This is a genomic window from Clostridium saccharoperbutylacetonicum N1-4(HMT) (genome assembly GCF_000340885.1).
GTDB lineage: Bacteria > Bacillota > Clostridia > Clostridiales > Clostridiaceae > Clostridium > Clostridium saccharoperbutylacetonicum.
The window spans coordinates 3,136,992-3,160,611 of the sequence record NC_020291.1; the positions used below are offsets into that span (position 1 = coordinate 3,136,992).

General features: G+C 30.5%; 18 protein-coding genes. 16 read left to right on the forward strand and 2 right to left on the reverse strand.

All coding sequences use genetic code 11. The annotated features are described in order from the left end of the window. Positions 1-6 precede the first annotated feature (6 nt). From CSPA_RS14090 to CSPA_RS14110, 5 genes are all read left to right on the forward strand, one after another. Positions 7-1,137: an ABC transporter ATP-binding protein gene (locus CSPA_RS14090; protein WP_015392976.1), complete on the forward strand. Its 1,131-nt coding sequence runs from the start codon at positions 7-9 to the stop codon at positions 1,135-1,137. A gap of 11 nt (positions 1,138-1,148) precedes the next feature. Beyond that, positions 1,149-2,012: an ABC transporter permease gene (locus tag CSPA_RS14095; RefSeq protein WP_015392977.1), complete on the forward strand. Its 864-nt coding sequence runs from the start codon at positions 1,149-1,151 to the stop codon at positions 2,010-2,012. Continuing rightward, positions 2,013-2,819: an ABC transporter permease gene (locus CSPA_RS14100; protein WP_015392978.1), complete on the forward strand. Its 807-nt coding sequence runs from the start codon at positions 2,013-2,015 to the stop codon at positions 2,817-2,819. 13 nt (positions 2,820-2,832) lie between these two features. After that, the gene (locus CSPA_RS14105) at positions 2,833-4,209 is read left to right on the forward strand and encodes an amidohydrolase family protein (RefSeq protein ID WP_015392979.1); all 1,377 of its coding nucleotides are present in this window, start codon (positions 2,833-2,835) and stop codon (positions 4,207-4,209) included. Positions 4,210-4,306: 97 nt separating this feature from the next. After that, complete coding sequence (locus CSPA_RS14110) at positions 4,307-5,788, forward strand: aldehyde dehydrogenase family protein (RefSeq protein WP_015392980.1); 1,482 nt, start codon at positions 4,307-4,309, stop codon at positions 5,786-5,788. A 771-nt stretch (positions 5,789-6,559) separates the two neighbouring features. Here the strand turns inward: CSPA_RS14110 and CSPA_RS14115 are convergent. Further along, complete coding sequence (locus tag CSPA_RS14115; protein WP_015392981.1) at positions 6,560-7,867, reverse strand: IS30 family transposase; 1,308 nt, start codon at positions 7,865-7,867, stop codon at positions 6,560-6,562. A gap of 454 nt (positions 7,868-8,321) precedes the next feature. On the opposite strand from CSPA_RS14115, the gene CSPA_RS14120 reads away from it, so the two are divergent. Then, positions 8,322-9,176, forward strand: a complete 855-nt coding sequence (locus CSPA_RS14120) for a DUF3737 family protein (protein ID WP_015392982.1) — start codon at positions 8,322-8,324, stop codon at positions 9,174-9,176. 165 nt (positions 9,177-9,341) lie between these two features. Beyond that, positions 9,342-10,520, forward strand: coding sequence for a MalY/PatB family protein (locus CSPA_RS14125; RefSeq protein ID WP_015392983.1), 1,179 nt, complete (start codon positions 9,342-9,344; stop codon positions 10,518-10,520). A gap of 279 nt (positions 10,521-10,799) precedes the next feature. On the opposite strand, the gene CSPA_RS14130 is transcribed toward CSPA_RS14125, so the two are convergent. Further along, positions 10,800-11,846 carry an AraC family transcriptional regulator gene (locus CSPA_RS14130; protein WP_015392984.1) on the reverse strand — a complete coding sequence of 349 codons (1,047 nt, stop codon included), beginning with the start codon at positions 11,844-11,846 and terminating at the stop codon, positions 10,800-10,802. Positions 11,847-12,317: 471 nt separating this feature from the next. Here CSPA_RS14130 and CSPA_RS14135 point away from each other — a divergent pair, with 471 nt between their 5' ends. The 9 genes from CSPA_RS14135 (at position 12,318) to CSPA_RS14175 (ending at position 23,615) form a co-directional block, all read left to right on the forward strand. Next, the gene (locus tag CSPA_RS14135) at positions 12,318-13,694 is read left to right on the forward strand and encodes an MFS transporter (RefSeq protein WP_015392985.1); all 1,377 of its coding nucleotides are present in this window, start codon (positions 12,318-12,320) and stop codon (positions 13,692-13,694) included. Between the two features lie 58 nt (positions 13,695-13,752). Further along, positions 13,753-16,638 (forward strand): alpha-L-rhamnosidase, encoded by a 2,886-nt coding sequence (locus tag CSPA_RS14140; protein ID WP_015392986.1) that lies wholly within the window; start codon positions 13,753-13,755, stop codon positions 16,636-16,638. A gap of 241 nt (positions 16,639-16,879) precedes the next feature. Beyond that, positions 16,880-17,716, forward strand: coding sequence for an MBL fold metallo-hydrolase (locus CSPA_RS14145; RefSeq protein ID WP_015392987.1), 837 nt, complete (start codon positions 16,880-16,882; stop codon positions 17,714-17,716). Positions 17,717-17,887: 171 nt separating this feature from the next. Further along, positions 17,888-19,852, forward strand: coding sequence for a BglG family transcription antiterminator (locus CSPA_RS14150; RefSeq protein ID WP_015392988.1), 1,965 nt, complete (start codon positions 17,888-17,890; stop codon positions 19,850-19,852). 35 nt (positions 19,853-19,887) lie between these two features. After that, positions 19,888-20,196, forward strand: a complete 309-nt coding sequence (locus CSPA_RS14155) for a PTS sugar transporter subunit IIB (RefSeq protein WP_015392989.1) — start codon at positions 19,888-19,890, stop codon at positions 20,194-20,196. Positions 20,197-20,418: 222 nt separating this feature from the next. Continuing rightward, positions 20,419-20,724, forward strand: coding sequence for a PTS sugar transporter subunit IIB (locus CSPA_RS14160; RefSeq protein ID WP_015392990.1), 306 nt, complete (start codon positions 20,419-20,421; stop codon positions 20,722-20,724). Continuing rightward, entirely contained in the window at positions 20,725-21,039 is a 315-nt protein-coding gene (locus CSPA_RS14165; RefSeq protein ID WP_015392991.1) for a PTS sugar transporter subunit IIA, read from the forward strand. 143 nt (positions 21,040-21,182) lie between these two features. Then, the gene (locus tag CSPA_RS14170) at positions 21,183-22,466 is read left to right on the forward strand and encodes a PTS sugar transporter subunit IIC (protein WP_015392992.1); all 1,284 of its coding nucleotides are present in this window, start codon (positions 21,183-21,185) and stop codon (positions 22,464-22,466) included. Between the two features lie 141 nt (positions 22,467-22,607). Then, entirely contained in the window at positions 22,608-23,615 is a 1,008-nt protein-coding gene (locus CSPA_RS14175; protein ID WP_015392993.1) for an alpha/beta hydrolase, read from the forward strand. The last annotated feature ends 5 nt before the right edge of the window (positions 23,616-23,620 follow it).

A 23,620-nucleotide genomic window follows, 5' to 3' on the forward strand; every position in this document is an offset into this window, starting at 1 on the left:
GATGAAATGTCTGAGGTTATCGTAAAAATAGACAATGTAAACAAACAATATGGAGAAAATCATGTAGTTAAAGATTTAATTCTTGATATAAAAAAAGGTGAATTTTTAACAATGCTAGGTCCTTCTGGTTGTGGTAAAACCACAACCTTAAGGATGATAGCTGGATTTGAAACACCTACTAGTGGAAATATTTATATTGAAGGAGAAGAAATTCAAAATACCGAACCTTATGCAAGAGAAGTAAATACGGTTTTTCAAAATTATGCTTTATTTCCTCATATGACTATTTATGATAATTTAGCTTTTGGTCTAACCGTAAAAAAAGTAAATAAGGCAGAAATTAAAAAACGCGTTACTGAAATTCTTGAGTTGGTACAATTAGTTGGTTTTGAAAATAGAAAGCCTGATCAATTATCTGGAGGGCAAAAGCAAAGAGTTGCCATAGGCAGAGCGCTTATAAACAATCCTAAAGTTTTATTATTAGATGAACCTTTAGGAGCCTTAGATTTAAAGCTTAGAAAGCAAATGCAATTTGAATTAAAAAGACTTCAAAAAAAATTAGGAATTACTTTTATTTATGTAACCCACGATCAAGAAGAAGCTCTTACTATGAGTGATAGAATTGCAATAATGTATGGAGGAAATTTAGAGCAGATAGGTACTCCAAAGGAGATATATGAAACACCGAAATCTAAATTTGTTGCCGATTTTATAGGGGAGTCAAATATTTTTTATGGGGTTGCCAATAAAATAAATAACGATGTATTAGATGTTAAATTAGAAAATGGAAGTGTATTAGCAGTAGATTCACAAATAAGTGATAATGAAATAATTTATGTTTTAGTTAGACCAGAAAATATAAAGTTATCAAAAGAACCAGTAGAAGGCTTTAGCCTTTTTGGAAAGGTTAAAGAACACATATATATTGGTAATGTTAATAAGACAATTATTCTGCTTCCAACTGGCATGGAAGTTAAAATGAACACTACTCCAAAAGTAGAATTGCTGCCAGTTGGTTCGGAAATCTGCGTTTATTGGGAAAAAGAAGATGCTGTGGTTATTAAATCGCAAAGTCAAGAAATCTTCAATATTGTTGATAATCCAGTATTTACAGCAGAAAATCAAATAAAGCATTAGGGGGGATTTAAATGAATAAAAAAGGAAAAATAAATTTACCTCTTATCACAACAGTTGGACCAGTTTCTACTTGGATGATTTTGCTAGTTGCAATTCCATTTTTATATGTATTTATCATGGCCTTTATGTATAAAGATCCAAGTGGAGGAGTAAAACTTGGTTTCACTTTAGAAAATTTTAAACAAGTATTTGATCCATTATATTTGAAGATATTTGGAGAATCGATATTTATTTCACTGTTTACAACTATAGTATGCATAGTAATAGCTTATCCATTCACCTATTTTATAGCTCAGAAAACAACTATAAAAAAGACTGTATTTATGGCAATGGTTATAGTTCCATTTTTAGTTAGTTCTTTAATAAGACTATTTGGGTGGATTAATATATTAAGAAAAGATGGGATATTAAATTCCTTACTAATAAAATTAGGTTTGACTCAACAGCCATTAGAATTAGTTTATAACACTACAGGGGTTATGATAGGGCTTGTATATATGTTATTACCTTTTATGATTTTACCTTTATATAGTTCTATTGAAAAGCTTGATAAATCTTTACTTGAAGCTTGCAGTGATTTAGGAGCCAAACCAGCAAAGGCCTTTTTAAAGGTAACCTTACCGCTTACTATGCCAGGAATATTTGCAGGAAGCATTTTGGTATTTATACCAGCTTTAGGATATTTCTTTGTTACTGATATACTTGGAGGAAGTAAAACTCAGGTTATAGGTAACATTATAAGAAATCAATTTATAACAGCAAGAAATTGGCCATTAGGTTCAGCAATTTCAATTTTCTTAATAGTAATTACCTTGATTTTAGTATGGTTATATCAAAAATCAGGTGGAAGTATGGATGATTTAGGAGGGATATAAATGACAAAAACTCAAAAAAGAAATATAACTAAGGTTTTAAAAAATATATATATTTATCTAGTTTTCTTGTTTTTATATCTTCCTATTCTGTATGTAATTATTTTTTCATTCAATACTTCAAAGTTAAATATTGTTTTCGAAAGCTTTACCCTTCAGTGGTATGGAAGTTTCTTTAAAAACAGAACGCTTATGGATGCACTCATGAATACCTTGATTGTTGGTATTTTAAGTACTGTTTTTTCAACAATTATTGGAACAATTGGCGCTATTGGATTAAGTAAATATAGGTTCAAAGGAAGAGGTATAATAGATAAATTATTATATATTCCTATTGTAATTCCAGAAGTAGTACTAGGAGTTGCTTTACTATCAATATATTCAATATTAAGTGTTCCATTAGGGCTATTAAGTTTGGTTATATCTCATATTACCTTCAGTATCCCTTTTGTTGTAATTACAGTTAGAGCAAGACTTGCTGGTTTTGATAAGTATTTAGAAGAAGCAGCTATGGATTTAGGTGCAAATAGAATTGTGACTTTTTGGAAAGTAGCACTGCCACTTATAATGCCAGGAGTTTTATCTGGTGCAATGCTTGCATTTTCTTTATCTATTGATGATGTTGTTATTAGTTTCTTTACAACAGGACCAGGAAGTACCACTTTACCACTTAAAATTTTCTCTATGGTAAAGACTGGAGTAACACCAGAAGTAAATGCTTTATCTACAGTAATAATGCTAGTTACTATTGTAATAATAGTAATTAATACTTGGTTTCAAGTTAAAAAATTAAAAGCAGTTAAAGCATAAGGACGTGATAAATATGATATATGATGTTGTTATAAAAAATGGAACAATAATCGATACGAAAGGGTTAAGAAGTACTGTTGGAAACGTTGGAATATTAGGTGGAAAAATAAGTGTAATAACAAGAGAAAATATTGTGGGTAATATGGAATTAGAGGTGGAAGGGAAAATAGTATGTCCTGGAATTATAGATATTCATGCTCATGTTGAAGGTAATTTAGATTGTGCTAGGGTTTTGGTAGCTATGGGCGTTACAACTGTATACAATGGGAATTGTGGAATGTCACCAGATAATTTTAAAGAATTCTTTAAGGAAAATGAGAGTTTTTTGATAAATCAAATAGAGCAAATAGGACATACTGCTTTAAGAGAGAAGGTTGGGGTTAAAGACAGATATAAAGCTGCAAATGTAGAAGAAATTGAGAAAATGAAAGAACTTTTAGAAGAAGCTTTTAATTTGGGAGTCAGTGGTTTATCCTTTGGTCTTGAATATGTACCAGGAAGTTCTAAGGTAGAAGTTTTAGAATTAGCAAAAGTTGCAGCAAAATATGGAAAGTTAATATCTATTCATACAAGAGCTGATTGTTATGGAGGTCTTTCTTTCTTAAGAGAAGCCATTGATATTTCAAGGAAGACAGGAGCAGCAGTGAATATTTCACATTTAGTTTATCAATTTGGAATGGGGATGGCAACGGAAGCTCTTCATATGGTAGAAGATGGATTAAGAGAGGGTTTAGATATATCCGTGGATAGTGGTTTATATAGTGGGTTTGCAACTGCAATTGGAAGTGCAGTTTTTGACGAGGGGTGTATTGAAAAATGGGGTTGCGATTATAATAGTTTAATTGCAGGAACTGGGAAATATAGAGGTCAGAGGTTAACGAGAGAAATGTATGAAGAGCTTAGAAAAGATTTTCCTGAGGATACTGGAATAGGTATGGTAGGGATGGAATCTGAAGTCTTCGAGATATTAGAAAAACCATATATTATGGTGTCTACTGATGCAGGGACAATGTACGACAAAGGGATTCCAGGACATCCACAAGATGCAGGAACATATCCTAAGTTTTTTAGAACTATGGTAAGAGAGCAAAATAGAATTAGTTTGATTGAAGCTATCAGTAAATGTACTTATATGCCTGCAAAGCGTCTGGGATTAATAAATAAGGGAATTATTGATATTGGCGCAGATGCAGATATTTTAGTATTTGATCCTAAAGTTATAGCAGACAAAGCAGATTACCCTTGCTTTGGAGCAACAGACACAAGACCAGAAGGCATAGAATATGTTTTTGTTAATGGAGTTATGGCAGTAAAAGGAAACGAAGTTCTAGGAGTAAAACCAGGAAAAACCCTAAAGTCCAAACACGAACTATGGACTTGGTCCAAATAACTGTAAGCCGTAAATTGTAAACTGAGAACTGTAAATTATCTAAAATCAACTGTTAACTTTAAATTGTTAACTGTAAACTGAATAAGTGAGGTGTATTATGGAAATTAAAAAGATGTATATTAATGGAGAATGGGTAGAAGCTATTTCAAAGAAAACAAGAGAGGTAATAAATCCAGCAAATGGACAAGTTATTGCTCTTACTACTGAAAGTGGCACTGAAGATACAAAATTAGCAATTGCTGCTGCAAAGGAAGCTTTTTATGGAAAAGGCGAATGGAGAAGGATGAATGCTCAGGCACGAGCTGATATTTTACTTAAAATTGCAGATAAGATTTCAGAAAAAAGAGATAAATTTGCAATGTTAGATACTATAGATAACGGCAAACCTCTTCGTGAAGCTGAGGGGGATATTGATGATGGAATTCATTGCTTTAGGTATTATGCAGGATTAATTACAAAACCTTATGGCGGAGTTTATGATGTTAATGATGGCTTTGGTGAAATGCATTCTTATACAGTTCATGAACCAGTTGGCGTATGCGGTCAAATAACTCCTTGGAATTATCCATTTTTAATGGCAGTTTGGAAATTGGCTCCAGCAATTGCTGCAGGGAATAGTGTTGTATTTAAGCCAAGTTCAAATACACCATTATCAACTATTGCTTTATTTGAGATATTTGATGAAGTTGAACTTCCAAAGGGGTGTGTAAACTTAGTTTTAGGTTCAGGTGGAACTGTAGGTCAAGAAATAGCTGAAAGTAAAGATGTAGATATGGTTACTTTCACAGGAAGTACAGAAGTTGGGCAAGGAATAGCAAGAGCAGCAGTTGGAAATCTTAAAAAAGTTGGTTTAGAGCTAGGTGGTAAATCACCTAATATTATCTTTGCTGATGCTGATTTTGAAGGTGCAGTAGAATGGGCAATGGTTGGTATTTTCTTTAATCAAGGGGAAGTTTGTTCAGCAGGCTCTCGTATAATTATTGAGGAATCACTAAAGGATAAATTCGTAGCTCGTCTTGCAGAAAAAGCAAATGCAATGACAATTGGAAATCCTGTAAATAACCCTGATATGGGGCCATTGGTTTCAAAAGAACATATGGAAACTGTATTGAAATATATTGAAATAGGAAAAAAAGAAGGCGCAACTTTAGTTTGTGGTGGAGAACGTTATATAGAAGGAGAATGCGCAGAAGGATATTATGTAAGACCAACTATATTTGACAATTGTACATCGGAAATGACTATTGTAAAAGAAGAAATTTTTGGGCCAGTTGTTACTATACAAACCTTTAAAACCGAAGAAGAAGCTATAGCTTTAGCAAATGATACAGTTTATGGTTTAGCAGGAGCTGTATTTACAGCAAATGGAACTAGAGGCTTAAAGGTCATAAAAGAAATCAGAGCTGGTATCACATGGATAAACTGTTATAATCCAACCTTTAATGAAGCGCCTTGGGGTGGTTATAAAATGAGTGGATATGGACGAGAATTAGGTGTGCATGGTTTAGAGGAATATCAAGAAATCAAACAAATTAATATTAATTTAACACCAGGACCTATTGGATGGTATGAACATTAAAATAGTCTTTAATATAGGAAAATGAAAGATGCTGTAGCTACGGCATCTTTTTATTTTGTACTTGTAAGTTAGAATCGGATTGAATCACGAAATTAGTTTTTCATTTTAGGGAAGAGAATTAAAAAGTTAAGTGAAAAGTTAAATTCGTGATTTAGATAAGGCATTGAAAATGTTACACTAAATTCAATTTTAGATGATAAAATAAGTTAGCTAAATGCCAAATAATGCAGTTATTTTATCATTATAAGCATATTTGGGCATCAGAAATAGGTAGCCGAACTTTCTGTGCAAGACTAAATTCCGCCTACCTTATTATTTGCAATACTAAATTCTTGAACTTAGTATTCTGCTATAAGATATGATATAAATAACACAACGGCAATAGAATGTCAATGGTAAGACGAACAGCAGAACTGTGCATATACGGTTCTTTTCAATAGTTCTATTTAGATAATTAGGAAATAGTTAAGCCACTACCAGGATCAATCATCTCAAATGCATGATAAAAATAGTTCGACTACCTTGAATGAAAACCGAGATTCTACATTTGAACAACTGCTGGAATTCTTGAATTTACGTCTAAAATAGTGGCTTTTCTGCTTTCATTTTTTATATTACACAGATATAATCAAACTATAACAGGCTTTTTTGACTGATTTTTGGGCATACTAAAGAGATGTCTGAAAATCTCTTAAAAAAAGTAAATTCCACACATCTGAATTTACTTATTCATAAAAATGAATTTGCCTGCAAAGTTTAATTCAACTTTTCTTAACTGAGAAGTAGTGGTTTTAACACTATTCTATCTGATTCAATTGCTTGTAAGTTTAATGTTTCTAGCAAGTTCGGATCATTTAACAACAGAGCCAGCTCAAATGGAGTACGACCATTTAAACTGGCTCTTGTTGTACTATTGATATTGTTTACCAGCAAAGTCATATCCTGCTGTGAAAAGTTATCCAACGATTGTCCCTTTGGAATAACCCTACGTATATACTCATGATTTTTCTCTAGTTTTCCTTTCTGCCAGGATGCTAGTGGATCACAATAAAATACCTTCGTACGGAATTCACCAGAATCTGTTTTTTCAATGGATTCAGGATCTTTAAATTCTGCCCCATTATCGGTTAGTATGACGGGGAAGTTTTTTCTAAAACTATCCAATCCCAAAAGATCTGTCAGCATATCAAAGATTTCTTTCACACATTTCTGGTTACAATCGTTCAGAAGAAAAATCAACATTAGACTACTGTTTCTAAAAAGCATGGTCATCATTACTTTTCCTTTGTGATTGGAACCATGAACTGTGTCCAATTCAACCACGTTCATATCATAATGTTCAGTGATATATTTCTGAAAGTCTTTATAGGTTCTACGTTCACGATAAGTGTAATCTTTAAGCGGTTCCGTACATTTCTTCTTTCGTGCTTTGTACTTTACCTTTTTAGGAAGATCAATGTTTCTCGCAGTGAAAATTCCCTGGTCAATATAATTGTAGAGTGTTTTGATCGAACAGGGAATTTCATCTTTATGGACTGTAAAAATATGAGCGATGGATTGCCCCTTCTGAATAAGCGGTGTGAGTAGACAATCCAATTCGTAGAGCTGCTGCCTGGATAGTGAAATTCCTTCTCTTGAAATTCTCAACTGTTCTATATAAGCGGTATGTGCGGCATTGGCCCTGTAGTAAAAATGTGGCTGCTTGCAATCATATATCATTCCACAGCCATTACATACGTAAGGCGCACGTTTTGTATACCTGCATGTTTCAGAACAATATCTCAGACACATGCTTCGACAGTCCGCCTTATGGCATAGATGACAACACCTGCTTTCAGGGCAATCATTGCAAAGATGTTGTATAGAGCATCTATATCTATTTAAACAATCATTGATATTTGATGTACGAAGCGTATCGCCTATGCGGTGCTTCCGAATTTCTTTTGAAATTGTGCTTTTATCCTTTCCTACTATTTGTGAGATATAGGTCAATGAATAGGAATGATTCAATCCCTCTTCAATATCATAACGGTCTTGAAGAGTAAGATGTTTCTGGTACTTGTCATTTGAATTTTCCATGTAGACTGCCTCCTTTTGGCAGGCAAATATCATGTGAATATTATACATCTTTTGCAAAGGTAAACTCTAGAGTTCATGCAAAACTAAATTCTAGAGTTATGTATGATTAAATTCTACTTATATTAATAAAATGATACTTCAAATTTCATTTAAGGAATAGTTCGACTAGATTTATGTGCAAGACTAACTTCATGTAAGATGAATTTACTATTGCAATCATGAAGTTACTTTTTCATTTTAGCGAAGAGAATTAAAAAAAGTATTGACTTAGAGTTAACTCAAAGTAGTATGATTAAAACAAGAATTAAACAAAATTTTATCTGTACTATTTATAATAAGATTATAAGCATACTATAAAAATTATATTGTGAAACAGCAATTAAGCTGCACTGAGGCTAGCTATGATAGAAATAAAGAGAATAATTATGGCTATGAATTTAAGGAGGACAAATTAATGAAAATAATTGAACAAGAATTATTAACAGGAGAAAGAGCATTATTTAACAGCGAAGCTTTACAAATTTCATACTCGACATTTGCTGATAGGGAGTCTCCGTTAAAGGAAAGTAAAAATATAAATATAGATCATACTATGTTTAAATGGAAGTACCCACTATGGTATTGTAGAAATATTGTGCTAGATGATAGTACACTTTTTGAAATGGCTCGTTCAGGAATTTGGTATACTGAAAATATTACTATAAAAAATACTATGATTGAAGCTCCAAAGACATTTAGGCGTGCAAAGGAAATTATATTAGAAAATGTTAATATGCCAAATGCGGATGAGACATTATGGAACTGTGATGATATTTCATTGAAAAATGTGACAGCTAAAGGAGACTACTTTGGTATGAACAGTAACAATATTAATGTAGATGGATTTCAGCTTGTGGGAAATTATTCCTTTGATGGAGGGAAAAATATCGAAATTCATAATGCAAGAATGTTGTCAAAGGATGCCTTTTGGAACTGTGAGAATGTAACGGTATATGATTCTTTTATTTCTGGAGAATATTTGGGATGGAATTCTAAGAATTTGACTTTTGTAAATTGTACTATTGAGAGTCTGCAAGGTTTATGTTACATTGAGAATCTTGTGATGAAAAACTGTAGATTATTAAATACTACTTTGGCTTTTGAATATTCTACAGTAGATGTACAAATTAATAATATGATTGATAGCGTCATGAATCCAGCATCAGGTATAATTAGAGCAGAAAGAATTGGGGAACTTATTATGGATGCAACTAAGATTGATCCTAAAAAGACGCAAATTATAGCGGAAGAAATAAGACATGCAGTATAGTCATTTTAATTCTATTCTTAAATATCCCTGCAGATTGGCAAAAATTCAAAAAATTGTAATGCAGTATATTGACATTTCAATGGTTGGAAGACTTGATGAAAATAATAAGATAGACGATAGATGAAAATTTTTGATAAGTAGAATGATTTATGGGGAGGATTTAAATTGAAGTACGATTTTGATACTATTATTAGTAGAAAAAATACAAATAGCGTTAAGTGGGATATTCCTCAAGAAAAAGACATTATCCCTATGTGGATAGCTGATATGGATTTTAAAACAGCAGATCCAATTATTAAAGCTTTAGAAAAGAGGGTGCAACATGGAATTTTTGGATATGCAGGAGTTCCAGATGAGTTTTATGAAGCTGAAGTTAAATGGTGGCTTCAAAGGCATAATTTTAAAATAGAAAAAGAATGGATCGAAGTTACAACAGGTGTTATACCATCTCTTTCAGCTGTTGTCCAAGCTTTTACGGAGCCTGGAGATAAAGTTTTAATTCAGTCACCTGTATATAATTATTTTAATTCATCTATAACAAACAATAAGTGCAGTATAGTATTAAATGAATTAAAATACAATGGTGATTTCTACGAAATTGATTTTAAAGATTTTGAAGAAAAGGCTGCAGACGAAAAAGTGAAAATTTTCATATTATGCAATCCTCATAATCCTGTTGGAAGAGTTTGGAGTGAAGATGAACTTAAAAAGCTAGGTGATATATGTATAAAGCATAATGTAATAGTATTAGTTGATGAAATTCATAGAGATTTAGTATATAGAGAAAATAAGCATATTCCTTTTGCAGCTATAAGTGAAAGTTTTTTAATGAATTCAATTACCTGTACAGCACCAAGTAAAACCTTCAATATTGCAGGGCTTAAAACTTCAAATATAATAGTAGTTAATGAGGAATACAGAAAAAAGGTAAATAGGTCATTAAATATAAATGAAACAATAGAACCTAATGCTTTTGGAATTGAAGCTTTAATTGCTGCTTATAATGAAGGCGAAGAATGGTTAGAACAATTATTGGATTATTTACAAGGAAACAGGGATTATTTAATTTCTTATATTAATGAAAGAATTCCTAAAATAAAGGTAGTAAAACCTGAGGCTACTTATTTAATTTGGATTGATTGCAAAAATATTGGAATAAGTTCAAAGGAACTGAGCGAGAAGATTTTTGAAAAGGGTAATTTAAGAATTAATGATGGACGTACATATGGTGAAATAGGTGAAGGTTTTATCAGAATAAATATAGCATGTCCTAGAGCATTACTGACAGAAGGATTAAAAAGGCTGGAAAAAGCTATTAAGGGAATTGAAATAGAGATGCTATAATTTGAACAAAAGGTTTTATAAATTAAAAAATTCAAACTTAATTATAATACTTTCAAGAGAATATAAAGCTTTATCTGAATAATAAGTATTAGAATTTTAAAAAACTCTATATACTGCTGAATAAGATATGGGATAATAATAAAGTGGCTGTTAAATAAAAGCAGCCACTTTATTATTAAAGATAAAATTGTTGTAGAATTAAAGTTTTCAGTCTTTTCGGACAACGCTAACTTTTTATTGCTAGGTTCTCTGCATAATATGAACAGCAATGAAATTGGATTATTTTTTTCTATATTCTGTTGGATTACATCCATAATATTCTTTAAATTTCTTATAAAAAAAGCTTGTATTTTCATATCCTATATTTCTAGCAACATCTATTACAGGCATATCAGAATTCTTTAAAAGGAAACTAGCCTTTTTTAATTTTGCTTCTTGAAGCACATAAGTAAAATTATTACCTTGAAATTTTTTTATAATAGAATTCAAATAATTAGGATGAAAGTGAAAATGTTCAGCAACAGATGCTAAAGTAGCATCTTTATAATTGTTTTGTATGTAAAGAATTATATCTGTAATTTTTGTATTTTTTAGTAAATAGTAATTTTCAGAATTAGATTGTTTTTGAAATATTTTCAATAGTTCATAAAAGATTATTATCATATAACTGTTAATAACTTCATTTGAACAAGGTGAAGTATCAAAATATTCACAAAGAACATCTGTCATTAACTTATTAAGTTTTTCTGAAGCTCCGGACTTAAAAAGCATATAATCATTGTAATCACTGCTTTGATATATTGCATGAATAAAAAAACTTGAAATCAAGTCATTTTCAGATAGACGATTTAGTAAGATATCATCAAGATGTTTTTTGCTCATAATACAATTTATAATAATATCATTTTCAGAAGTCTCCTCAATTGAATGTTTAGCATTTGTGTCCAATATGCAAACTTCGTCTTTTTTCATTACAATATTTTTTCCATTTACAGTTTGATGGAATTCACCTGAATAAACATAGATCATCTCAATATAATTATGATGATGCTCAGGTGTTTTAGTATAGCGCGGATGAGAAACAAATACAATATCATCCATTCTATTAAGTATGACATCAGTAGTTTTTTTATTAAAATCAATAAAAAATTTTTCTAAGGATATTCCTTTTGGAAGAGGAAATTTTCTCATTATATATTCATCAAATTTTGTATTTTTAATAAAAGATTTTAGTGAGTTAGTGTTTGTAGGATCTATATTGCTGGAAATAAACTTTTCATAAAAAGTATGTTCTCGCAAAAAAGTATCAAGCTCAAATGAATTCATATAAACCTCCATCTAATAAGTAACTATGGTGATTCAAATAGCAATACAAATTGTTGTTGTATATTATTATTTCAAATTTAATTGTTTTCAATAGTGTTTATATTAGTAATTTAGCATAGAAATAATTAAAATACAAATCTATATAATTAGTCTATTTTAGTTTTAAGAAAGTTATATAGAAGTTTGAGTTAGTTGTATAAAATATTTGAATTGGTTATTAAACAAGAAAAAAGTAAATGATAAAATGTTTACATGAAAGGCTTTTCAAAGAACAATTAACTATAACTAAAGAAAACGATTAATAAAATTAATACAGGAGGTCTTCATTATATATTAATTAAGAAAAATGAATAATAAAAATTTGTATTATATAAAAAGATACAATAATTTAAAAATACATAAATGAAATATCAAAACATGCATTGATTTTAAGGTATATAAATAGAGAAAAATGCAATGGAGGAAATATATATGAACAGTTTAGATAAAAATAATTCTTTTAATAAAAGTGAAAAACTATCATTTAGTGAAAAATTGGCATTTGGTGGAGGAAATATTGGTGCAACTTTAGTAATGCAGACAATATCATCGTTTTTAATGTTTTTTTATACAGATGTATATAAAATAAGTGCAGTTGCTGCAGGAAGCCTATTCTTAGTAGCAAGAGTATTGGATTCAATAGTTGACTTCAGTATGGGTTATTTAGTTGATAAAACTAAAAGCAGATGGGGGAAATTTAGACCATATGTAATGTTTGGCTGCTTACCATTATGTGTATTGGGAGTGTTATGTTTTACAGTGCCAGATTTTAATGATACAGGAAAATTAATATATGCTTATGCAACATATTTATTGGTAATGGTACTTTATTCAGTTGTAACAATACCTTGCACAGCAATTTTACCTGCTATTACACAAGATCCAGATCAAAGGGTTAAACTTAACAATTATCCTCAGTTTTTAGGGATGGCAGCATTAATGTTTGTAGTAACATTTACAATGCCTTTAGTAGAAATGCTTGGTGGAGGAAACCAAGGAAAAGGTTTCTTTACTACAATGGTTATATATTGTTCAATTGCTTTATTACTTTTTATATTTTGGTCTATGAAAGTAAGAGAAAGAATTGTTATAGAAAGTAAAGAAGAATTAATATTAAAGGAAGCATTACCAACTTTATTTAAAAATAAATACTTATTATTACTAGTAGGAACGTTTGTTTTTTATATGTCAGGTTTTACTATTAGAAATACTATCCAAATGTATTATTTAATTTATTCTGTTAAAAGACCAGACTTAATACCAACTGTTGGATTACTTTCTATGCTTCCATTAATTTTAACTATACTTTTAGTTCCAGTTTTAGTTGGTAAGATTGGTAAAAAGAATGCTTTAATGCTTGGAATTGCTATTGTGTTACTTTCCAATATAGGCCAATATTTTGTTAGCTTTGATAATATAACAATGATATGTGTATTAACTGTAACAGGCGGTATTGGTGGAGGATTATTTGTACCATTGGTATGGGGAATGCTTCCAGATACAGTTGATTATGCTGATTGGAAATTTGGTAAACGTACAGAAGGGATTATAAGTTCTACATTTATATTTGCTCAAAAAGCTGCTTCAGGCTTAGCTGGGTATATTGTAGGTATTGTATTAGTATTTGTTGGTTATATTCCAAATGCTATGCAATCAGCTGAGACAATGAAAGGTATATCATTCTTATATAATATAGCAGGAGCAATTTTAGTAGGGATAGCATTAATATTTATGTTATTTTATGATTTAGATGCCAAGAAATACAATAAAATCATAGAAGATTTGCATAATAGAATAAAGAAGGATTAGTTAACAAGTATATGCAATAAATATAATTTACGATAAGTATAGAAATGGAAGGTCAATTATGAAGATAGTTAGATTGAGAACAAATCATTTTAAAAATCCACTAGGTTGTAATGTAAGTGATTTAAGTCTTTCGTGGGTCGTTGAAGAAACAAATGCTAAAAAACAAGAAAGTGCACAAGTTATTATTAGTAACAATGATAAATTTAATTTAGAATCTATAATATATGATAGCGGTAAATGCAAAGATGCTGATAGTAGATCCTTTAGACCTAATATTAAACTTGAACCATGTACTAGATATTATTGGAAGGTTAAAGTTATAGGAGATAATGGAGATTTAGCAGAAAGTGATATAGCTACATTTGAAACTGGAAAAGTGAATGAATCTTGGAATGGCATTTGGATTACACCAGATCTTAATAAAGATGTTCATCCATATATGAGAAAAGACTTTGAAGTTGATGGGAGTATTAAGTCAGCTAGAGTTTATGCAACAGCAGCAGGAATTTATGAAATGGAAATTAATGGTGAGAAAATTTCGGAAGAATATCTTCTTCCTGGATATTCTGTTTATGATTGCTGGATGCAATATCAAACTTTTGATGTTACGAAGTATCTTAAACGAGGAAAGAATGTTATAGGAGCGATGCTTGGAAAAGGATGGTTTTCAGGACGCTTTGGTCTTGGAGGGCTTGAAAATACTTATGGGGATAGAATGGCGCTTATATGTGAACTTATAATAACTAAAGAAGATGGAAGCAAAATGATTATTGCAACTGATGAAAGCTGGAAATCTCATGCTGGACCAATTTCTAAAAGTGGTATTTATGATGGAGAACATTATAATGCAAACAATGAAATAAATGATTGGTCAAAGGAAACTTGTGATGATAGCAATTGGACTGGTGTAAAGCCAATAGAATTAAAGGTTGGAGCTATGGAAGAACGTTTAAGTCCACCTATTATAAAACATGAATATTTTAAGCCAAAAAAAATAATTACACCAAAAGGAGAACTTGTTTTAGATTTTGGTCAAAATATGGCAGGTTGGGTAGAATTTGAGGTTAACCTTCCAAAGGATGCTAGAGTTTTTATGCAATATGGGGAACTACTTCAAAAAGGATATTTTTATAGAGATAATTTAAGAAGTGCAAAAGCAGAATATGAATACATTTCAAATGGTAAAAAGTCTCATGTAAGACCTCATTTTACTTATTATGGCTTCCGCTATGTAAAAGTAGATGGGATAGAAAATCTTAATCCAGATGATTTCAAAGCATATGCTATTCATTCACATATGGATGAACTCGGAGAAATTAAGACTTCAGATGAAAGAGTTAATCGTCTGATTTTAAATGCAAAATGGGGTCAAAAAGGTAATTTTGTAGATATTCCAACTGATTGTCCACAAAGAGATGAACGCATGGGATGGACTGGAGATACTCAAGTATTCTCAGGAACAGCAAGCTTTTTTACAGATACAACAGCTTTTTATAATAAGTATATGAAAGAACTTAGAGAAGAACAAAAATTAATTAATGGATCAGTACCTGTAATAATTCCACGTGTCAGAAACCAAAGAGAAGTAGGAACAGGTCATGGTTCAAGTGCTTGGGGAGATGTAGCAACTATTCTTCCATGGACTACTTATCTTTACTTTGGAGATAAATCTATGCTTGAAAAGCATTATGCTGCCATGAAAGCTTGGGTAGATTATATTATTAGAGAAGATGAAGCTGATGGTGGAAAACGTCTTTGGCAAACAGGAGACCATATAGCAGATTGGTTAGCACTTGATAATCCTGATAAAAGTGACATTTTTAATGGAGGAACAGATCAATATTATGTTGCAACTGTATACTACTATTATTCAGTAAAATTAGCTGCTGATACAGCAGAAGCTATTGGAAAGAAGGATGATGCAGAATATTATAGGAAGATTCAAAAGGAAGTTAAAGAAGCCTTTTGCAATGAATACATTACTCCAAATGGAAAGATTTCTATAGATACACAAACAGCTCATGTACTTGCATTATTTATGGATTTACTTCCAAAAGAACATATCAATAGAGTAGCTGAAGCCTTAAAGACAAAGCTAGTAGATAAAGGTATACATTTAGACACAGGATTTGTAGGAACACCTTATATATGTAGAGTGCTTTCTAGCGTAGAAGCAAATAATTTTGCTTATAAATTATTAATAAATGATGATTTTCCAAGCTGGCTTTATAGCATAAATAAGGGAGCAACTACAATTTGGGAACGTTGGAATTCAATAAATACAGATGGATCTGTAAGTAGTACTGGGATGAACAGTATGAATCATTACGCATATGGTTCGGTAGTTGAATGGATTGCTAGAGATGTGTGTGGATTAAATCCTGTTTTTGATAAACCAGGCTTTAAGAAAGCTCTTATTAAACCTCAGCCTTTTGCATACTTAAAGAATGCAAATATTAAATATAAATCAGCTTCAGGAACTTATGTGAGCAGTTGGGAACTTTCAGAAGATGAAAAAGTTAAATATGCTTTTGATGTACCATTTAATTGTGAAGCTGAAATAATTCTTCCAGATGCTAAACTTACTGATGTGGTTTTAAAAGGTGATAAACCTATTAATATTGAAGAAAGAGATGGAAATGTAATATTAAAGGTAGAGGCTGGTAAATTTGAAGCAGTGTACAAGCCAACTCAGGATTATTATCCTTGCTTAAATATAAATAGTTCACTAAAAGATGTTTTAGAAAATGAAGAAGGAATAGAAATTCTTCGTAAATATATAGGAGCGAGTTTAGATGGATTTCAAAATATTCCTGAATTACGTGATATGTCATTTAATAAACCACTTACAGCTAATCCGATTTTTGGGCCACTATCTCTTTTAAATCAAGAACAAATTGATGCATTAGCAATAGAGTTAAGCAAGTGCAGAGTTAAAATTTAAATAGAAAAAGTGTCAATTTAAGCAATATTACAGTAGATATGAGTTTGTAAGAGAAACTAAACAGAGACATGTTAGGGATGTTGTAAAATTTTATGACATCCCTATATAAATAGAAAAGATTAAAGACAGTAATTAGCGGTATTTTTATTAGCGGCTGAATATAGATTATTAGCTTCAGCATTTTTATCAATATTATTTGGTATGCTGATAGCAATTTTAAAAAAGAATATGGAGGTATGATATGAAAGTATTAGATTTTTTTAAAGTTGAAAAAATTTCAGAGAGTATTACTAGAATTTTTGGTACAACTGGTGAATTAATGTATTTAGCACAAGGAAATAATAAAGCAGCGCTTATAGATACTGGAACTGGTGTTGGTAATTTATGCGAATATGTTAAAGAACTTACGGATAAGCCGATTGTAGTAATTATTACTCATGGACATGTAGATCACGCATCTGGAGCGCCAAATTTTGAAGAAGTATACATGAATCATGCTGATGATGAAGTTTATAAGGAACATATTGATTTTGAAGTGCGTAAAGGTTATGTTCAAGCCCAATACAGAGATTTTGATAAGATTATAGAGAGTGATTATGTACAACCAAAGAGCTCCTCAGTTTATAAGGAATTAAGAGAAGGTGATACATTTGACCTCGGAGGAATAACCTTAGAAATTTATAATGCAGCAGGGCATACAAAAGGACAAATGGCAGTTCTTTTTAAGGAAGATAGAATATTAATGACTGGAGATGCGGCAAATCAAGCAACTTTTCTATTTGATAAATATTCCCTTGGGATAACTAGTTATGAAAAATCCATGAAAGATTTATTATCAAAAACTGAAGGAAAATTTGATAAGATACTTTTATCTCATGGAACAGGTGATGCACCAAAGGAATTATTAGAAAATATTATTAGTTTGTGCGAGGATATTAAGACTGGAAATTCTGATGATATACCATTTGATTTTATGGGTCAGAGAGCATATATTGCAAAAAAGGCAAATGAAAAATTTGAGCGTATTGATGGTAAATTTGGAAATATAATTTATTCAAAAGAAAAAGTTAATAAGTAAGTCTAATAAAAGGATGTATGTTGTAAAGAAGTTTGGATTATAAAAAACAGTATGTATTCAAAATAGATTTAGTTAATAAAGTTTTGCCATAATACTGTGGCAAAACTTTGCTTGAACAGAAGCTGTATTAAGAAAAATAATAATATATAATACGTATAGGCAGGTGAGCGTATGTATTTAAACGATAAACGTTTTTTAAAATTATTTAAATTACTTTCTAATAGTAAAGCTCCTTTGAAAAGTGAGGAGATATGTGAGAAATTAGATATTGCACCAAGAACTTTACGGAATGATATTAAAAAGTATAAATCAATATTTTCAGAAAATGGGGTTGTATTAGTATCTAAACCAGGAGTTGGATATTCCTTTGAGATTTTTGATAAAGATTTATATTATAAATTTATTCAAGAAATTGTAAAAAACGAAACGCAAGGGCAGTATTTAATACCAGTTTATCCAGAAGAGAGAATAAATTATTTAATAAAATTATTGTTAAGTACTGATAACTATATAAAAATAGAAGAATTAGAGGAACAACTTTTTGTAAGTCGTTCAACTTTAACAAATGATTTAAAAGAAGTTAGGGAAAGGCTTGAATATTATCATTTAGATATTGAAAATAAACCTAACTATGGAATGAAAATTATTGGCGAAGAATTTAATAAAAGAGCATGTATTTCAAAATATTATTTTTACACAGACACATATGATACTGTTGTCTTAAATACAGTAAAAGAAGAGAATAAAGAGCTTATTAATAAAATATTGTATGATACTATCACTAAAACTGATTTTACACTTACGGATATAGGTTTTCAAAATCTTGTGATACATCTTGTAATTGTACTAATGAGAATTGATAAATCAATCGAGGATGAAAAAATTGAAGATATCTATAAAAATCTAGAATATGAAAAAGAATTCAAAATAGCATGTTTACTTGTAAGTAAGTTAGAAGCACAATTCAATGTAAAGTTCCCTAAAAAGGAAATATACTATATAACAATTCATTTATTGGGTAAAAAATCATTACAATATAGTAATGATGCTTTAGCGATTAGCCAGGACACCCAAGATCTGATGAATTATATATTTAAACATATAAAACAAAACTTCAAATTAGATTTTTCACAAAATTTTGAACTATTTACTTGTTTAGCCCTGCATTTCCAACCTATGATGAATCGTTTAAAATATGGGCTTTATATTGATAATCCTTTAATTGATAAGATTAAAAATGAAAATCAATTAGCGTTTGAAATATCTCTATATGTTGGAAGTATTATTAAGGAAGTAAAAAAGTTTGATGTTAATGTTAATGAAATTGGATATATTGCATTACATTTTGCATTGGCTCTTGAAAGGCTTCACGAAGAAGTAAGAAGTAAAAATATAATTGTTGTATGTGCAAGTGGAGCCGGAAGTTCACAAATTTTATTATATAAATTAAAACAAAAATTCAAAAACTATATTAATAATATAAAAGTGGCAAAACTATATGAATTATTAGATATAGACCAAAGTAAATATGATTACATTATATCAACTGTTCCAATTGTAATTAATACTCAGATCCCTGTCATTAATGTACAATATTTTTTAGATGAAAACGATGTTGAATTAATAAAAAACATATTTGCTGAAAATGAAAATGACTATTCTTTCATAAATGAATACTTTAAGGAAAACTTGTTTTTTAAAGATTTAAAAGGAACTACAAAAGAAGAAGTACTTAAAAATATGTGTTATGCAATCAATAAAGAAATTGATATTCCATTAGATTTTTATAATTTAGTTATGGAAAGGGAAGAGATGGCATCAACAGAATTTGGCAATAATATTGCACTGCCACATCCGATTACACCTATAACTAATTCAACTTTTGTAGCTATAGGAATGCTTGAGAAATCAATAAAATGGGATAAACAACAGGTAAAGTTTGTGTTTTTAATCAGTACACAAAAGGATAATACTGAATCTTTAAGTTTATTTAATGAGAGCATAACTGCTTTAGTTTTTAATAAGAAGGCAATGGTTAAATTAGAAAAGGAACCAACTTTAGAGAATTTTAAAGATATTATAAAAGAAATGGCTATGCAAGAAAGAGAAAATACTATTGACAATATATTCGAATAATAAGCTTAGTTATTTTATAAAAGGAGAATTTATATATGAGAATAGTAATTTGTTGCTCCCAAGGAATGTCATCGAGTATATTTGTCAGAGCCTTACGAAAAGAGATAAAGGAAGAAAATTTAAAATACACTGTAGCATCAATAGGTATATTTGAATTATCAAAATATATAGATAAGGTTGATGTTGTGCTTCTTGCACCACAAGTAAAATATGCCTTCAAAGATATTTCGCAAATAAGTAAAACATATAGTGTACCTACAATATTAATTAACGAAGGTGACTATGGAATTATGAATGTGAAAAAAGTCTTAAAATATATAAAGAATGAGCACAATCTAAAATAACATGCCATAATAATTATATTAAATTAGTTAGATAGAATATGTAGAAATGCTTATTCTATTTTTTTTTGACAAGCATTAATTTAAATTATTTTAAATTAGATAATTGATTAATAAAATGCCACAGTTATGTGGCAGTTTATTGAGTTAACATATATATCAACATACTTTATTATAAGTACATAAGGCAAAGCAAATAGTTAATTATAGAAAGAGGTAGTAGTAATGAGAAAAATCGTATTATTATGCAATGCAGGAATGTCTACAAGTGCTTTAGTAACAAAAATGAGGCAAGCTGCTGAAAAAATAAATTATGAATGTGAAATTAATGCATATGCAGCAGCAGAGGCTTCAAATGTAGCTAAAGAGGCAGATATTGTGTTCTTAGGACCACAAGTTAAATATATGCTAAGTGAAGTTAAAGAAAAAGTTAATCCAGTTCCAGTGGAAGTTATTGACATGATGGTGTATGGAATGATGGATGGTGGAAAAGTTATTAGTAGAGCAAAACAAATATTAGGAGATGCATAAATGGAAGGATTAGAATTAATAAGTTTCAAAATTATATCAGCAGTAGGAGAAGCAAGAAGTAATTATATTGAAGCAATTAGAGAAGCTAAAAAAGGAAATTTTGAAAAGGCCGATACCCTTATAGAAGAAGGGGCAAAGATATTTATAGAAGGTCATCATGCACATTTTGAATTAATTCAACAGGAAGCAAGTGGAAATTCAGTTATACCAACATTAATGCTGATGCATGCTGAAGATCAATTAATGAGTGCAGATGCATTTAAAATTATAGCACAAGAGTTTATTGATGTTTATAGAAATGCAAACTCTAAATAAAATTGTATTTAAAATATGGGAATTATGTTCCCATATAGATTATGTAATCGTATAAAAACTATAATAAGGTTTTAATACGAAAATATTAAAAGTTAATATTATTAACAATATTAATAATATATAAAAAAATAGGGGGAATTTAAATGGCTATTAATTTAGACAAAGTTCAAGAAAAAATACAACCAATAACAGCTGCAATTGGACAAAATAAATATTTGCAGGCCGTAATGAAAGGTATGATGATGATATTACCTGCTACAATAATGAGTGCCTTTGCAACTTTACTAAAAATATTTCCAATCCCTGCATATCAAAATTTCATCGCAAGTAATGGACTGGCAAAATATTTTGATGTGCCTATAAATTTTACAAATAACTTTATGGCAGTACTTGTTGCATTTGCAGTAGCTTATGCATTAGCACAAAGTTTTCAAGTTGATGCATTTCCAGCTGGATTATTATCTATGGTATCATTCTTTATTCTTACACCATATACTTTGGGAGAAATGGGGCCTATGGGGCAAGCATTTAATATTTCTAATCAATGGTTAGGTTCTCAAGGAATGTTTACTGGAATGATTGTTGCATTTGTAACAGCTAGATTATATGTGGCTATTGTCAAAGGCGGAATTGTTATAAAAGTACCTGACAGTGTTCCAGAATTTATTGCCAAATCATTTTCGAGTTTAATTCCAGGTATTATAATATTATCGATGTTTACAATTATTTCAGCAGTATTTAGCAATACTAGTTTCGGAAGTATACACACATTAATTTATACATTCTTACAAGCACCTTTAACTTCATTAGGTTCAGGAATTGGATCTGTTGTTATAGTTGCTGAATTAGCAGCATTATTATGGTTCCTTGGACTTCATGGTCATGCTGTTACATTAGGAGTAGTAGCTCCAATATGGCAGGCAATGGATGCTCAACAGCTTGCTGCATTTTCGTCAGGAAGTGCATTACCTAATGTTACAGGGTTTGCTTTCTTTATGACTTACACAGCAGGAAACTTATTACCATTTGCAATTATGTTAGCATTCATGGCTAAAAGTGCAAGATATAAAACTTTAGGTAAAGTTGCTGTTGTTCCAGCAATATTTACAATTGGTGAACCATTAGCGTATGGTGCTCCGTTAGTAATGAATTTTGCTTTCGCAATACCTTATATAATACTAGATGGTGTTATAATGGCATTGGCTTATTATTTCACTGTTGCTGGAATTATTCCACCAGTAGCAGGTGTAAATACACCAGCAGGTACACCGATATTTCTTTCAGGATTTATACAAGGCAGCTGGAGAATCGCTGTGTTTCAAGTTTTAGCATTTGTAATTAGATTCGTATGTTGGTATCCGTTCTTTAAAATGGCTGATAATACAGCGGTAGAGGAAGAAAGAAAAGTAGAATTAGAAACTGCATAATTTGAATAAGTTCTTATCTTATTAGGTATTTTGCTAAATTAAGATAAGAACTTTTTCTCAATTGAACAACTTATGATATTTTGGAAGGTTTTTAATAAAACTTCTAATTATACATAAATTAAATAATTGGAGGTAATTGGAATGATTAATGAAACTTATTTGTTATGGGAAAAAGAAGAGCATACTTACTCTGTTAAAGGTAACTTTATACCCAATGTCGTTACTTATATTCATGAAAAAGATACTGAATTAAGGCCAGCTATGATAATAGTTCCAGGTGGAGGGTATTGTGTAGTATCAGACACAGAAGCTGAAATTGTAGCAAAGGAGTTTTATAATAAAGGATATAATACATTTGTTGTTACGTATACAACAAATCTATTGATGACAACACCGTTAAAGTTTCAGCCTTTGAAGGATCTATCCAAAGCTGTTAAGTTTGTAAGAAAAAATGCAAAACAATTTTCTGTAGACCCTAATAAGGTAGTTATATGCGGATTTTCTGCGGGAGGGCATGTTACTGGAAGCTTGTCAGTTCATTTCGATGCAAGAGAACTAGTTCTTGATTCAGAATATGAAGGGGTAAACAATCGTCCAGATGCAGTGATCTTATCATATCCGGTTATTACTTCAGGAGAATATGCTCATAAAGGTTCATTTAAAGCACTTTTAGGAGAAGATGCAAATTTGAAGGAATTAGAATATATGTCGTTAGAAAAGCAAGTAAATAAGAATACACCTCCAACATTTTTATGGCAGACAGCAACAGATGACGTTGTACCAGTGGAAAATAGTTATTTATATGTAGAGGCATGTAAGAAACATGGAGTAACCTTTGAACATCATGTGTTTGGAAATGGAGGACATGGAATGTCCTTAGCTAATGAAGATTGGGCATCTGGAAATTTCGGTAGAGATTATACTATGGAGCAATATTATGAAAATATACAATTTATGATAGATAATAATATGGAATTGCCTTCTCCGTTTAATAAGATTAGAGAGATTTCTAAAGGTGCACGGGCTAGGGATGTAATCAAAGAAGAAATAAAGAAATTGGCAGTGCAGAAACAGAGACAATCTGATAAAGGAATTGCAATATGGCCAGAACTAGCTCATAACTGGTTAAAAAAAGTACTGAGCATTTAGGAGTG